The following is a 15,335-nucleotide window of genomic DNA, read 5'->3' as shown; positions in this document are numbered from 1 at the left end:
ATAAGAGATTATTGATAAGGGTATTGCTGAATGAGAAAGTGGTGATTCGATGGATAAAGATCCTAATGAGCAACAGCAAAGAGATGAGTATAATGATGAGATGAAAGACCAGAAGGATGATTCCTCGAAGTTTGTTAATATAAAAAAATTTAATTTTGTAATGTTACTTTTTTTTACTGTATTAGCGACTGCAGGCATTTCAATCTTCGCCCTTTCATTCGGTGACGAAAAGGCTGTAACGGTAGGAGTTCCAGAGCGTCCTGAGTTTACTAAACTATATGATGCGTATGATTCTATTAATAGCGAGTATTTTATGGACATTGAAGATGATGCTTTGGTAAATGGAGCGATTAACGGAATGCTTGAAGCGCTCGATGATCCATACTCTGATTATATGAATCAGGATGAAGCAGCTCAATTTAATGAAAATATTTCCTCCAGTTTCCAAGGGATAGGGGCGGAAATTCAATCTTTAAACGAGGTAATAACGGTCGTATCCCCAATTAAAGGTTCACCTGCTGAAAAAGCTGGTATTTTGCCTAACGACCAGATTCTCGCTGTAGATAGTGAGAGTATTCAGGGATTGAGTGCGAATGAAGCAGTTTTGCTTATCCGGGGTGAAAAAGGCAGTGAAGTTACCTTGACGATCCAGCGTCCGGGCATGCAGGAAACAATGGAGATCAGCATTACAAGAGATGATATTCCTATCGACACAGTTTACTATGAGATGGATGAAAACAATGTAGGAGTTATTCAGTTGACCAGTTTTTCCGAAAATACGTATGAAGAACTGACTGAAGCCATTCAGGAACTTGAAGATCAAGGAATGGAAGCGATGGTTCTGGACATGCGTCAGAACCCGGGCGGTTTATTGCCTCAGGCCATATCAATTGCCAATTTGTTTGTGCCAGAAGGTGAAACGATTGTTCAGATTGAAGAGAAAGATGGAGAAAAACAGATCATTGAAGCTCAGGCTGGCGATAAGATAGATATACCAACTTCTGTTCTGATTGACGAAGGAAGTGCCAGCGCTTCAGAAATCGTAGCAGCTGCTTTAAATGAAACAGCTGACATTCCATTGTTCGGACAAACCTCTTTTGGGAAAGGAACAGTTCAGACAGCTGAAGAATTCAGTGATCAATCTAATATGAAAATCACAACAGCCAGATGGCTCACTCCAGAAGGTAATTGGATTCATGATGATGGGATCAAGCCTACCACAGAAGTAAGTTTACCTGACTATGCATTCCTTCCATTTTTAGAAGTTGATGTAGAATTAGAAGAGTCTATGCTGTCAGAGCAGGTCAAAACAGCTGAAGAGATGCTTCAGGCCATCGGATTTGACCCGGGTAATATTGACGGACTGTTTGATGAAGAAACCAGGTCCGCTGTTGAAGAATATCAGGAAGAAAATGAACTTGAAGTTACCGGAACCATTAATAATGATACAGCCAATCTTTTAATTACTTCTTTGCGTGAAGAACTTGAAGAAAATGATCCTCAAGTAGAAGCTGCCCATCAGTATTTAACAGAGGAAGCAGAGATTAATACAGAAGAAGAATCCGAAGAAGAAAAAGAAGATGAGGACGCTGCCTAGTAAAAACCAGTATCCTCAACTGGCAAAATCATCGGTTAATCAATTTAAAAACTAGCGCATATTCTGCGCTAGTTTTTTAAAATTATTTTTTAAACAAAGGAGATAACAAGATGCTGCAAAATAAAAAGGCCGTTTATTTAATTTCAGGATTCCTCGGAAGCGGGAAAACAAGTCTTTTAAAGCAATTAATTCAACTACATAAAGAAGATCATCTTACACCTGCCATTTTAATGAATGAAATCGGTCGTATTTCAATTGACTCAAACGAAGTTGATGATGATTTACCTTTGGCTGAACTGCTCGATGGATGCATATGCTGTACAATTCAGGATAAATTGGAATCCCAGCTTCAGGAATTGTTGTTTAACGAGACATTCGATTCTATTCTCATTGAAACAACCGGAGCTGCACATCCTGTTCAGGTAATTGATGCTGTGATGTCGCCACTTTTTGCAAGTGAATTTGAGTTTAAAGGGATTATAACAGTTGTAGATGCGCTGCAATGGACAAAAAAAGGAGAGTACTCCCCTCAAGTGCTTCAATTAATGAGAGAACAAATTAAGCATGCCTCTTTAATTCTTTTGAATAAAACGGATCTAGTCAGCGAGATGAACCAGGGGATGATTGTTAACGAGCTGCAATCGATTAATTCAAAAAGTAAATTAATTTTGACAAGTCATTCGAAAATCTCTAAGCAGGCACTAAAGCATATGATGCCGGTTCCATTTGAGCAGGTGACGAAGGTTAGGGTGAAGGAGGAACTATCTCTTCAGGCGATGGTCCATACATTTATAGGGAAAATTAATCGGAATGATTTCGAAGATTGGATCCAATCAATTGAAGGTACCGTCTATCGAATGAAAGGCTATGTGCCATTCAGCGGCGAAAAATATCCTATGCTTTTTCACTATTCTTATGGCATGCCTGTTTTCTTTCCAGAAGACATGACGATGCCCAAAAATCTTGTCATTATAGGAGAAGGCATAAATCAACCCAAAATCCTGGAACAGTTGCGCAATCTTGAAAAATAAAGTGGAGGTGGAGAGAGTGAATTTATCATCTGATCAATTACTCGAAGCGTATGAATTGCTTTGGAATAACCGGACGTTGGACCGAAGTCTGCCGGCTGAAGAAAGTACAGTTTCAGCGATTAAGCGGGAACTGCAAGATGAACTAACTCATCCAAGGGTTAGAGTAAAACCTGACCAGAAATTTTATCAAGCGGTTGAAAGAATTGTTTATTCCTCTTTGAGCAGAGACGAAAAGATTGGTTTAATTCAGCTATACACAGCCATTTTTCATGAAATAACAGATTAAATTACGTTACAAATCTGACATAATTGTAACGTTAGAAAGAATTTTAAAAACATGTCAATAGGTAATTAAACGTAATATCTAACGCAAATCCTAAAAATAACCGATGCTTCCTAATAACATCATAATCTTGAAATTAATGGTAAACTCTTAAACGTCAAGGAGTTTATCTTTTTTATTTTACATAATTTTCATATCAACAATATATAGCTTAATAAGAATCTAGATTACCAATATTAGCTACTAATATTACAAAAAAAAGAATGATAGGATGAAATGGTCGAAAAGACAATTAAAAGGAGGACGTTCACATGAAAGGTAAATCACTTATTATTTCAGGAGTTACAGCAATTGCGCTTCTTGCTTCACCAGCAGCTTCTCAGGCATCCAACGGGGATGTTCAGCAAATTACTCAAAAACATCAAAATATAGAAATTTTTACGAAGATGGTTACACAAAACATTCAATCTAGTAATTTGAAAGATTTTTCAAGTCAAGTAGATTGGGATAAAATCGATGCTGAACTTAAAAAATACAACATTTCATTAAATGAATTTAAAGAAGCACCAGCACAGGCACAACCTGCAAAAGAAGAAGCTGCTAAAAAAGCTCCAGCTTCACCAGAGCAGCCAGCTGAAACACCAGTAGCTGAGCAGCAGCCTGAAGAGCAAGCTCAAGCTGAAGAACCACAAGCAGCTCAGCCGCAAGAAGAAGCACCTCAACCACAGGCTGAAGAAGAACCAGCAGCTGAGGTTCAAGATAATGGACAAGCAGACCAGCAAGAAGCTTCACCAGTTTCTGATTTTGAACAGCAAGTAGTTGAGTTAACAAATGCAGAGCGCAGTAAAGAAGGTCTTCCTGCTCTTGAGCTTGACACAGAACTCAGTAAAGTTGCAGACGATAAATCTCTAGACATGCAGCAAAACCAATATTTTTCTCATACAAGCCCTACACACGGTTCACCATTTGATATGATGAAAGCATACGGCATTCAATATAGCAGTGCTGGAGAAAACATTGCAATGGGACAGGGTTCACCTGAAGAAGTCGTTCAAGCGTGGATGAATAGTGAAGGTCACCGTAAAAACATTATGAGCTCATCATTTACTCATATCGGAGTCGGTCATGTGGAAAACGGCAACTACTGGACACAAATGTTTATCAGTAAATAATTGTAAACAGTAAATAATTCGAATCATTGAGAGACAGTCAATTATGACCGTCTCTTTTTAACTTGCTTTTTTCTTGTTTAGTAAGCTCGATAGCCGTGTTTCTTCTTGCTTTCTTAAACGTGCATAATTTTCTATATGCTTAATCGTGCTAATCATCCATATTCCTGCTACACAGATCAGTGGGATGACCGGGTAACTGAAAACAAGAGTCAGAATAAAAAACGATGCATACATAACGGAAACTCCGATGACCAGATAATCTGTTGCGAAGGTAACAATAAGTAATAAAGAAATAGAAATAAGTGCAATCCTCCAGTCCAGTACGATTAGGACACCCACAATTGTTGCTGTTCCTTTTCCTCCTCTAAACTGCATATGAAAAGGAAAGATATGTCCGATAATAACTGACACGGCATTAACAAATAATAGTGACAAAAAGATTTCATGTGATTCAACATTTGAAAAAAGCAGCCGGATTAGTAATACCGATAGAATTCCTTTTCCAATGTCAATTAGTGCAACGAGCACGCCATACTTCCATCCTAATACGATCGTAGCATTTGAGGCACCAGCATTTTTTACGCCGCTTTCTTTTAAATCTGTCTTTTTTAAAAAACCGGCAACTTGTGAGCCATGGAAACAGCCAATAAGATAGCCAACGAAGATGACCATAATCCAATCCATATATAACCCCCTCTAACTTCCTATTACCATTATTTAGCAAAGAGTGGAATTATGCAACGCTATTTTGCATGAAATGGATAAATATTCTCCATACTAGGATTAGAGAAAAGCAGGAGGTGTTGTGAATGAATCAGGATAAGAATTATTTAAACATTCCGGAACGTAAAATTTCTGAATACGAAAATGCATATGAACTATATGAAGACTTATCTTTTTTCCTTGGCAATACTGAAGATTTTGCTAAACGGCCTCTTTCTTACGATGATGGCGAAGCTTTATGCATGTATATGACCACATTGCTTGATTCAGAGAAGCTGGAAAAATCAATTGAATGGTTTCAGCGTTCTCTTTGGGAAGTGGGGGAGATTACCACCACTTTAAACATTCAGAGCATCTCAGCAGACGAAACCATCAATCAGGCAGGTTTGCGCCTTATCAAAGGTCAGGCTCTTATATGGGTTAAAAAAGAGAGTGGCTGGGAAGGAATTTCCATAGACAGTCCTATTGATAATTACCGCGCTATTCAGGAACCGAAAAATGAGCAGATTGTCCGCGGATCGCATGCCGGGTTTACCGAGAGCCTGCTTACTAATATTCATCAAATACGCACAAAAATTCGCTCACAGCATTTGGTCATCCGTTACCTTACGATTGGTAAAGATGCCAATACAACCTGTGTCTTGATTTATTTAAACAATGTTGTGAACCAGATGAACGTTGAAGAATACATTATGAGGCTTCAAGCTGTAGACAGCGATATCGCTTTTAGTATTGGTTTTCTTGAGGAGTTCGTTGAAGATGACAGCTGGTCACCATTTCCTCAATTTTTAAATACTGAGCGTCCTGATCGCGTGGTTGCTAATATTAGTGAGGGCAGAATCGCTATGATGATCGAAGGTTCTCCCACTGCATTAGTTGCGCCGATGAATTTCTTTGCATTCTATCAATCTCCAGATGATTATAATGGGCGTTTTTTAGTTGGGTCGTTTTATCGCCTTTTACGTTTTGGAAGCTTTTTATTGGCTCTTTTACTGCCGGCATTTTACATAGCAATTATTAGCTTTCACTTCGAAGTAATTCCCGATGAGCTGGCTCTCCCTGCCAAAAGAGCAGTAGAGGGTATTCCTTATTCGCCGCTTGTCGAAGCGCTTATTTTAGAGTTGACGATTGAACTGATAAGGGAGGCGGGGATCAGGCTCCCAAATCCAATTGGTCAAACAATTGGAATTGTTGGGGGTCTGGTCATTGGAGATGCTGTAGTGAGTGCCGGTCTTATCTCTAACCTGATGATAATTGTTGTTGCACTTACAGCAATCTCTTCTTTTGTCGTTCCTTCTGTGGAGATGAATACTACTGTTAGAATTTTACGCTTTCCTTTCATGATTTTTGCTTCCATGTTTGGTTTTTTTGGCATCGCCATTATAGGAACCCTTCTCATTATTCACTTGATTAAGCTTGAGTCTCTGCGTTCGCCTTATCTTTCTCCAATCGCACCGTTTCATTTGAAGGGAGCAAAGGATATGTTTATTCGCCTGCCTTCTTATATGCAAAATACACGTTCTGCAGATGCAAACCCTGTAAATAAAAGAAGACTGGGCTACAGTAGGTGGTGGAAAAATGAACGCGAAAAATGAGATTACGGGCTGGCAGCTTTTTTTTCTTATTGTACAAACTCAAGTAGGGGTCGGTATTTTGTCCATGCCGAGTGATATCGGAAAAGTAGCAAAGCAGGATGCCTGGATCTCAATGATGCTGGCCGGAATTTTGGTCCAATTGATTATATTAATGTACATTTTTTTGCTGTCGAAGTTTCCGGAAGATACTTATTATGGTATCGTAAATCTTTGTTTCGGAACAATAGTGGGAAAGGTCATTATGAGCACGTACCTACTTTATTTTATTGGTGTACTGATTGCCTCCATGACGAGCTTTCATCATACCATTGCGACTTGGATTTTTACGGACACTCCTAAATGGATCATTTTGCTGTTGTTTTCCATTCCGGCGATTTATATGGCAAGAGAAAATATTGTCCTTATTGCCAGATTTAAAATGCTGATTTCTTTTTTACTCCCAATATTGATTTTTGTTTTGGCGTGGGTTTATATTCAGCCTCAATTTTTATACTTGCTGCCGATAGGAGGCAGCGGAGTAAGCGCGATAATCTCGGGAATTAAGCCGGCAATATTCTCTTTAATGGGTTTTGAAGCCTTTTTATTTTTTGCATTCTATGTAAAAACAGATCGCAAAAAAGAGCTGAGAAAAGGAGCATTAGCTACAGCATTTGTTACTTCCTTTTACGCATTCACGATCATCACAACCCAAGTATTCTTTCATATTAAAGAACTCATTGTTGTGCCTTATCCAGTGCTTTATATTATGAAAGCGTTAAAGTTCACGATACTTGAAAGAATAGATTTATTGTTTATCACTATTTGGATGGTTATTGCATTGTCTTCGTTTATAAGCTATTTATATATTTCGGCGAATACGATGGAGCAGCTATTGTCAAAAAAGAACCATACAAAAATGGTGTATATTGTTATGGTTTTTGCCTTTTTCGGATCTCTGGTGCCGTCCTCACTGCTCGAAATGAAAACATTCATGCAAGTGCTGCTTCCAGTGTCACTCATTTTTACTGTAGCGATTCCTTTTTTAACGATGATTGTGTCTTTTTTTAAAAAATCTGCTAAAAAGGAGAAATCAGCATGAAAAAAATGTTTCTTTTGTTTATATGCGGGGCAGCTTTGTTTCTTTCTTCTTGCTGGGATGAGAGACTGCTGAAAGAGTTGCAGCTCGTTTATACAGTAGGATATGACGTTGGAGAAAATGGAGAAGTGGATGTAACGTCAGTGGTACCCCCTTTAGATCCCGCCATTAAAAATGACACAGCAACATTTAAAACGGGTCATACATTGCGCGATGCCCGGTACAATGCAGATTTAAATGTATCGGAGCATATTGATTATAGTAAACTTCAAGTTATGCTGTTGGAAGACGAACTGGCCAAACAGGATATTTATTCATTTTTAGATGTTCTTTATCGAAACTCACGAAATAATTTAAATGCACGCATGGCGGTTGTGGAAGGCTCTGCGTCTGATATACTCTTTCAGCCGGTTGCCTCTCAAAAAAGCAAGTCTGAATATTACTCAGGTCTGATTGAAAGTGCAGAGTTAATCAGTGTATTGCCGCCGGTCAGCCTTCAGACAGCCTGTACACTCATGTTTGATCCAGGCGGAGATCTTTATCTGCCTTATGTATCCTATGATAAAGAAATGCAGCGTGCGGAAGTCAAAGGACTGGCTTTATTTAATGAAAAAAAATTCACAGGGAAGATTCTTGATCCGAGTTTAAGTACACTTTTTACAGTGATGAGCAACAGGCAGGGGGATGTTATGCGATTCACCAGGAAGTATACAGAAAATGAGGAACCTGAGATTGCTAATTACATGACAGTTGAGCCAAATAGCTCAGATGTATCTATTAAGGTAAAAGGGGAGTCCGCGTTAACAACTTATATAAAGGTAAAACTTAAACTAAATATCGTTGAGTATTCCCCAAATCATATTTTGGCAGAAAATAAAATCCCAGCTATCGAAAAGTGGTGGGAAAAGGAACTAGAAAAAGATTCGGAAAAAATGATTCAAGTTTTGAAAAGCGCAAAATCTGATGCTTTGGGCATCGGTCGAAGAGTGTCTGCTTTCCATCCAGAACAGTGGGATGAAAAAACATGGAAAGATCAATATGTGGATATGCCTTTTGAAATTGATTTTGAGGTAAAGGTAGTCGGAACAGGGATTATTGATTAGAAGTGATAAAAAAACGCTCATGACCCCGTAAGAAAAACGGAAGTCATGAGCATTTTTTACATATCGGCCCGCAAGCTCTTTTTCTGAATCAAGACCAGTCTAATCGTTAGGGTAATCGCCCCTGCAGTCAATCCGGCAATCAGGCCAATCCAATAGCCGAAATATTCGAGATTTGTATAATTCGCCATGAAATAACCGCTTGGAAGTCCAATCACCCAGTAGGAAATCATCGTCATAATTAACGTGATATTCACATCTTTATAGCCTCTTAGCACCCCTTGCACAGGAGCCTGAATGGCATCTGAAAGCTGGAAGAGGACAGCAAAAAACAGGAATTGAACGGTTAAGTCAATTACTTGTGGGTCTTTTACATACATGGAAGCAACGGGTTCCCTGAAAAAGAAAACGATGATCCCTAAAACAGAAGAGATGGTGACGGCAATCCCGACTCCCATCCAGCCGTATTGCTTCGCATCCTTCATTCTGTTTGCCCCAACTTCAAAACCAACAACAATGGTCAGCGCCATGGCAATACTGAGGGGGATCATATACAAAAAGGAAGAGAAATTAATGGCTGCCTGATGAGCTGCAATGACTTCTGTGGAGTAATTACTCATAAATAACGTAACAGCTGAAAAAATACTCGTTTCGAAGAAAATCGAAAAACCGATTGGAACACCGATGATTAAGATTTCTTTCCATTTAGAAAAATTGACACGGTAAAATCTGCTGAAGATTTCATATTTCCTAAAAGGCAGGTTTCGATGAATAATAAAAATAGAGATTAAGGCAATCAGCCAATACGTAAGGGCTGAGGCCACACCCGCTCCAACACCGCCGAGCGCTGGGAAACCAAGCTTCCCAAAAATCAGGACGTAGTTAAATACCACATTTAAAGGCAGAGAAAGCAAGGTAATGAACATCGAAACCCTTGTCAGTCCCAGTGCATCTATAAAGGATCTGAGCACGTTGTATACAAACAAAGGAATAATGCCAAAAGATAATGCTGTTAAATAGTAAAAGGCGATTCTTCGCACTTCCGGATCAATATTCATCGCATTTAAAATGGTCGGCAAGGCAAAGATTCCGATCACCACGATTGCAGATGCCATTAAAATTGCCACATAAATGCCCTGAATTACCGACTGAGGGACGTCTTTTTCTTTTTTTGCACCTACAAGCTGTGCTACGATTGGAGTAACAGACAGCAAAATGCCTGACAGTCCGGTGAAAACGGGCATCCACAAAGATGAACCAATCGCCACTCCGGCTAAGTCATTCGTAGAAAACTGTCCGGACATAATAGTATCAAAAAAGTTCATTGCGAATAGTCCCAGCTGAGTCACGAGAATGGGAACCAGGATGAATGATAATTGCTTTACTTTTCCACGGATCGAATTCGTTTGATCCATCTTATCACTGCTTTCTATTAAATTCGTCATCAAATTCTAAAACAGTAGCATTATATCACAAAAATGATAAATAGGTTTAATCGCGCACTTAAAAGCTGGAGGTTGGGTCATGGAATGGGTATGGAGAATTTTTTTGGTTTGGTATGGTTTTGGCATTATTTTAGTTGGATTTGATTTGCTGCCGCCTTTTTTAGAGTGGGCAAATGCTGTGTTTCTTTATTTAGCCGGCACACTGGCCGTCATTTACGCAGTAAAAACGCTCGGGAAGCTGCCAGGATTAACATTTTCAGCTGCCATAATGGCCTTTACGATGTGGGCTGAATCACTCGGTGTGAAATACGGCTGGGTGTTCGGTGCTTATCATTATGAGAAGGATTTTGGCATACAACTTTTCGGGGTGCCGTTGACGATCGGGTTCGCATGGGTCATGGTCATTTTCACCTCTATGGCGATTGTACGCCCCTGGCTCGGACAGTCATTTTCTTTTCTTCGAATGATCATGTATGCAGTAATCACTTCTGCACTCGCTGTGTGCATGGATTTAATCATTGATCCTGTTGCATTTGTCGTAAAAGAATATTGGGTGTGGGAAAATACAGGACCTTATTACGGGATTCCAAATCAGAATTTTTTCGGCTGGTTTTCAGTATCATTTGGAATTCAAATTCTTTTATACATATGGCTGACGACGATTAAAAAAGGAAAATCAGATGCTTTATGGAGCAAGCGGATGAAATGGCTTTATGCCATGATGATTGCCATGTTTGTTGTAACGTCGCTCGTTGCAGGACTTTTCTTGGCTGTAGGTGTGACTCTGCTCGGATTACTTATTACATTGAGTGCGGCTTATGCAGGCGGGAGGCTGATTTTCCGTGAATAAACCAGTAAAATCTCCCCGCTCAGAAAAACTATTAGTGAACTTCTTGCATTTTCAATTAAAAAAACATTTTTACCGTATTTACCTCGATGATTGCCGAGGTCAGCTTTCGCCCGGTCCAAAGCTTTATACGATGAATCATTCGAGCTGGTGGGACGGTTTGCTTATTTTCTATTTAAACAAAGAAGTGTTAAAGGAAAATGCTTATGCGATGATGAGCAAAAAAGGCCTGGAGGATTTCAAGTTCTTTGGCAGAATCGGTGCTTTTGGAGTTGATCCCGCCTCACCTAAAGATTTATTGCGCTCTTTGGCATTAGCCGGGACCTTGCTGGAGGATAAGAACAGTGTTTGGATTTTCCCCCAGGGAAAAGAAGAACATATTGAAAAAAGACCCTTTACATATATGAATGGTCCTGCTTATTTGCATGATAAAGCAAATCATATTTCTATCATTCCGGTGGCCTCTTACTATACGTTCAGACACGATCAGCGTCCGGAGTTGTTTATCCGGATCGGCAGCCCGCTTAATAATGAGGAATTACAATCAATGAACAGAAAACAAAAAACCGATTATATGCGTGTTAAGCATGAAGCCTTAGTGGATAGCGTGAAAAATGATCTGATGGAGGAGAAAACTTCGAACTACCAGTTGATTAAAAAGGGCAGCAAAACATCAAGTGAATGGCTGCAATGGATGAAAAAACCCTTTAAAAAGGACAAACAAACATGATTATCCTCGTGAACTTTATTCTGTTGCTATTTATTGTCTTAACGTTGATCAATGTTTTTACTATGCCGTCATTTAAAAAAACCTCTCATACAAAGAGCGGAAAAGTTTCCATTCTCATTCCCATGAGAAATGAAGAAAAAAACGTCGAGGATCTGATAAAGTCTATTAAAGAGATTCACTATCCATCTTTTGAAGTCATCATCCTTAATGATCAGTCAACGGACAAAACACAAGATCTGCTCGATCAAGCTATTTTCGGAGATCCGCGTTTCAATGTCATAACAGGAACTCCATTGCCGGAGGGCTGGGTAGGGAAGGTTCACGCATGCAGCCAGTTAAGTACAAAAGGGAGTGGGGAGTATTTTCTTTTCCTCGATGCAGATGTCAGAGTAAAGCCAGATGTGATCGATCAGGCTATGCACATTATGGGAAAATATAAGGCTGGATTGGTGACCGGGTTTCCGAGATTTCCGGTTGCTCCTTTTCTTGGGAAACTCTTAGTTCCGTTACAGCACTTTTTTATTTTCTTTCATCTGCCAAATATCGTCGCCAATAAAACAGTCTTTCCCGCTTTCACAGCAGCGCATGGGGCGTTTATGTTTTTTGAGCGGAAAGCCTATGAATCAATTGGCGGTCACAGGTCAGTACAAAACTCGCTTATTGAAGATATACAGATTACCCGTACGCTTAAAAAAAGCGGGCACAAAGCGGTACTTGCCAATGTGACTCCCTCTGTTACTTGTTTTATGTACGACACGAATAAGGAAGTCTGGAACGGCTTTTTAAAAAACATCTATGTCGGTCTTGGAAGATCACCGTTTACTGCTATATTGGTGAGTTTGTTTTATCTTATCTTCTATTCTGCGCCACTGTTCTTTGCAGCAGCTGCCTTGTGGACAAAGGAATGGACTTGGCTCATTCCGCTTTTGCTTGTTTTTATTCAAACAGCCATAATTGACCGGGTCACAAAGCAAACCCCTCTGCATTTTCTGTTAATGCCATTATCCGCTTTGGCGCTAACGGTTCTGCTGTGGTCCTCCATGATTCGATCTGCTACACAAAAAGGCTATGAATGGAAGGGACGGACCTATAAATGAAACAAGTTGTAATTATTGGTGCAGGGCTTGGCGGTCTGGCATGTGGAATTCAGCTTCAGCATGCTGGCTACGACGTAACGATTATTGAAAAAAATCTACATGCAGGCGGGAAAATGATGCCCGTAAAATTAGGAGATTACTCCTTTGATTTTGGCCCGAACACGATTACGATGCCCGGGGTGTTTCAAAAGGTTTTTTCCAATGCAGGGGAATCGATGGAAGACTATTTAGAACTTATCCGGCTCGATCACCACACGAAAAACGTCTTTCGTTCTGGAGATACGTTTCTTCAATCCATTGACCCTCATGTTGTAATCAGCCAGCTCGTTAAACTCGATCCATTTGGAGCAAAAAATTATTGGCGCTACATAAAAGAAGTAAACAGACTTTATCAACAAGCTGAATCCGGATTTTTTCACCGCTCTTTTCACAGCTGGCTTGACTATTTATCACCGGGACTTACGAAAGCTTTTTTTTCTGTAAGACCACTGGAAACGATGAATCATTTTCATAAACGATTCTTTTCAAATCCGGATATTCTTCAGGTGTTTAACCGTTATGCTACGTATATTGGATCTTCACCGTATAAAAGTCCTGCCACTTTTTCATTGATCGGGCATTTGGAAATGAATGAAGGCGTATTTACCGTAAGAGGGGGAAATACCAAAATTGCTGATGCATTCGTCCAGGTTTTTAAAAAGCTTGGCGGCACCTTAAAGCTGGATGAGGAAGTGAATCAGATCCACGTTACAAACAAAACGGCCGCAGGTGTGGAACTTAAAAGCGGTATTCAAATAAAAGCGGATAAAATTATTATTAATGGCGATTTTATCACCGCGACTAAAAAATTGATAAAAGAAAAAGACCGCCCTTCTTTTCCGGACAAAAAGCTTAGTGGCTACGAACCTTCCATTTCCGCTTTTGTGATATTGGCTGGACTCAAAACCTATCAAAAAGATATTCATCATCACCATGTCTTTTTCCCGGAAGATTACAAGAAGGAATTTCAAAATATATTTGTGGACCAGAAGCTGCCTGAGGATCCCACCATATATATTTCCCATAGTGCATATACTGACCGTGGCATCTCAAAAGGCAGCAACTTGTTTATTCTGGTCAACGCACCCGCTGTCAAAATGAAAAGTGAAAAAGAAGTCAGCCAGTTTAAAGAAATGATCTACAGCCGGCTTGAAGAAGAGGGAATTCCGATACGAAAAGAAATTGAAGTAGAAAAAGTGTATACTCCGGATACAATTGCCCACCTGTTTCATGCTTATAAAGGGGCCCTGTACGGTGTATCTTCTCACAAAAAGAAAGATGCTTTCTTACGCCCCCGTAACGCAAGCAAAGACATTAACGGTCTTTTTTACGTCGGAGGAACAACTCACCCCGGCGGCGGGTCTCCTATGGTGACGTTAAGTGGGCTGAATGTCGCAAAAGAAATCATTTATCAGGATAAGAAAAAAGGCACAGATCAAACAAAGTTCAAGAAAAGCACGAATAATTGATTGAATATGTGTATAATGGTCTAGTAAACAATTGATGATTGGAGTAAGACTATGACAAAGCGAGTGCTATTTACAGGCGGAGGTTCTGCAGGACATGTTTCAGTTAATGTGGCCTTAATACCCCGTTTCAAAGAAAAAGACTGGACGATCAGCTACATAGGGTCGCACAACGGAATCGAAAAAGATATGATTACAACACAATTTCCGGATGTTCCTTATCATGGTATTGCAAGCGGAAAATTACGAAGATACTTTTCTGTTAAAAATTTCACCGATCCTTTTCGTGTTTTAGCCGGTGTCATGCAGGCATATCGTGTATTAAAAAAAGAAAAACCAAATGTTATTTTTTCAAAAGGCGGGTTTGTCTCTGTGCCGGTATTACTGGCGGCAAAAATGGCGAAAATTCCTGTAGCGATTCATGAATCTGATGTCACACCAGGACTTGCCAATAAACTGGCCATTCCATTTGCTACAAAAATCTACACGACCTTTAAAGAAACACTTCAATTTATGCCAAAAGACCGTTCTACCTGTGCCGGTGCGATTATTCGTGAAGAATTATTTACCGGATCAAGAAAAGTAGGGGAAGAACTGACTAATCTGCACGCTTCAAAGCCTGTCCTTTTAATTATGGGCGGAAGCCTTGGTGCTCAAGGCATCAATAAGGTTGTGCGGGATTCATTGGATTCCCTGCTTGAACATTTCTCCGTGATTCATTTATGCGGCAAAGGAAATATTATTCAAACGGATAAAGAGGGGTACGTTCAGTACGAATTCGTTTCGACAGAACTGCCGCATCTTCTTGAAATGACAGATCTTGTTGTTTCCCGCGCCGGGTCAAATTCGATCTTTGAATTTCTGGCTTTAAAAAAACCAATGCTGCTGATTCCTTTATCAAAAGAATCCAGCAGAGGAGATCAGATTTTAAATGCTAATGCTTTCGTCCAACAAGGATTTGCACTGAAGTTAGAGGAGCAGGATCTATCGCAGGAATGTTTTTTAACAACCGTGCGGCAGCTTCGTGACCAGCAATGGACAATGGTAGAAAAAATGGAGGAAGCTCCACCATCTTATACAATTGATCAAATGACAGATGAAATCGCACTTCTTTCCAGATCAAATGGAAACTAAA

Annotated in this window: 14 protein-coding genes; 12 read left to right on the top strand and 2 right to left on the bottom strand. The window is 39.8% G+C overall.

The genetic code is table 11. From position 1 onward, the window contains the following. Window positions 1-49 precede the first annotated feature (49 nt). The 4 genes from KR50_RS10190 (at window position 50) to KR50_RS10175 (ending at window position 4,083) form a co-directional block, all read left to right on the top strand. Window positions 50-1,597, top strand: coding sequence for a lmo1851 family serine protease (locus KR50_RS10190; RefSeq protein WP_084215546.1), 1,548 nt, complete (start codon window positions 50-52; stop codon window positions 1,595-1,597). Between the two features lie 110 nt (window positions 1,598-1,707). Next, window positions 1,708-2,628 (top strand): CobW family GTP-binding protein, encoded by a 921-nt coding sequence (locus KR50_RS10185; protein ID WP_041057899.1) that lies wholly within the window; start codon window positions 1,708-1,710, stop codon window positions 2,626-2,628. 16 nt (window positions 2,629-2,644) lie between these two features. Further along, entirely contained in the window at window positions 2,645-2,914 is a 270-nt protein-coding gene (locus tag KR50_RS10180; protein ID WP_041057898.1) for a nucleoside/nucleotide kinase family protein, read from the top strand. A 308-nt stretch (window positions 2,915-3,222) separates the two neighbouring features. Beyond that, the gene (locus tag KR50_RS10175; protein WP_041057897.1) at window positions 3,223-4,083 is read left to right on the top strand and encodes a CAP domain-containing protein; all 861 of its coding nucleotides are present in this window, start codon (window positions 3,223-3,225) and stop codon (window positions 4,081-4,083) included. 57 nt (window positions 4,084-4,140) lie between these two features. Here the strand turns inward: KR50_RS10175 and KR50_RS10170 are convergent, their stop codons facing one another. Beyond that, window positions 4,141-4,767, bottom strand: a complete 627-nt coding sequence (locus KR50_RS10170) for a glycerol-3-phosphate acyltransferase (protein ID WP_041057896.1) — start codon at window positions 4,765-4,767, stop codon at window positions 4,141-4,143. A 125-nt stretch (window positions 4,768-4,892) separates the two neighbouring features. On the opposite strand from KR50_RS10170, the gene KR50_RS10165 reads away from it, so the two are divergent. The 3 genes from KR50_RS10165 to KR50_RS10155 are packed head-to-tail and all read left to right on the top strand — an operon-like array spanning window position 4,893 to window position 8,579. Beyond that, the gene (locus tag KR50_RS10165; RefSeq protein WP_052476955.1) at window positions 4,893-6,401 is read left to right on the top strand and encodes a spore germination protein; all 1,509 of its coding nucleotides are present in this window, start codon (window positions 4,893-4,895) and stop codon (window positions 6,399-6,401) included. Further along, on the top strand, window positions 6,385-7,479 hold the full coding sequence (locus KR50_RS10160; RefSeq protein ID WP_041057895.1) for a GerAB/ArcD/ProY family transporter: 1,095 nt from the start codon (window positions 6,385-6,387) through the stop codon (window positions 7,477-7,479). Before KR50_RS10165 ends, KR50_RS10160 begins: the two co-directional genes overlap by 17 nt. Further along, window positions 7,476-8,579 carry a Ger(x)C family spore germination protein gene (locus tag KR50_RS10155; RefSeq protein ID WP_041057894.1) on the top strand — a complete coding sequence of 368 codons (1,104 nt, stop codon included), beginning with the start codon at window positions 7,476-7,478 and terminating at the stop codon, window positions 8,577-8,579. Before KR50_RS10160 ends, KR50_RS10155 begins: the two co-directional genes overlap by 4 nt. 56 nt (window positions 8,580-8,635) lie before the next feature. Here KR50_RS10155 and KR50_RS10150 read toward each other — a convergent pair whose 3' ends face one another. Then, window positions 8,636-9,991, bottom strand: a complete 1,356-nt coding sequence (locus KR50_RS10150; protein ID WP_041057893.1) for an MATE family efflux transporter — start codon at window positions 9,989-9,991, stop codon at window positions 8,636-8,638. Between the two features lie 109 nt (window positions 9,992-10,100). On the opposite strand from KR50_RS10150, the gene KR50_RS10145 reads away from it, so the two are divergent. From KR50_RS10145 to KR50_RS10125, 5 genes are read left to right on the top strand one after another with little or no spacing between them, the layout of a single operon-like run. Further along, on the top strand, window positions 10,101-10,871 hold the full coding sequence (locus KR50_RS10145; RefSeq protein ID WP_041057892.1) for a carotenoid biosynthesis protein: 771 nt from the start codon (window positions 10,101-10,103) through the stop codon (window positions 10,869-10,871). Next, the gene (locus tag KR50_RS10140) at window positions 10,864-11,598 is read left to right on the top strand and encodes a lysophospholipid acyltransferase family protein (RefSeq protein ID WP_041057890.1); all 735 of its coding nucleotides are present in this window, start codon (window positions 10,864-10,866) and stop codon (window positions 11,596-11,598) included. Before KR50_RS10145 ends, KR50_RS10140 begins: the two co-directional genes overlap by 8 nt. Beyond that, a complete protein-coding gene (locus tag KR50_RS10135; protein ID WP_041057888.1) occupies window positions 11,595-12,695 on the top strand; it encodes a glycosyltransferase in 1,101 nt (366 codons plus the stop codon). Before KR50_RS10140 ends, KR50_RS10135 begins: the two co-directional genes overlap by 4 nt. After that, on the top strand, window positions 12,692-14,203 hold the full coding sequence (locus tag KR50_RS10130; protein ID WP_041057886.1) for a phytoene desaturase family protein: 1,512 nt from the start codon (window positions 12,692-12,694) through the stop codon (window positions 14,201-14,203). Before KR50_RS10135 ends, KR50_RS10130 begins: the two co-directional genes overlap by 4 nt. Before the next feature lie 51 nt (window positions 14,204-14,254). Next, complete coding sequence (locus tag KR50_RS10125) at window positions 14,255-15,334, top strand: undecaprenyldiphospho-muramoylpentapeptide beta-N-acetylglucosaminyltransferase (protein ID WP_041057885.1); 1,080 nt, start codon at window positions 14,255-14,257, stop codon at window positions 15,332-15,334. The last annotated feature ends 1 nt before the right edge of the window (window position 15,335 follow it).

The organism is Jeotgalibacillus campisalis (assembly GCF_000829515.1).
Classification (GTDB): domain Bacteria; phylum Bacillota; class Bacilli; order Bacillales; family Jeotgalibacillaceae; genus Jeotgalibacillus; species Jeotgalibacillus campisalis.
This window is presented reverse-complemented; position numbering and strand designations above follow the sequence as displayed.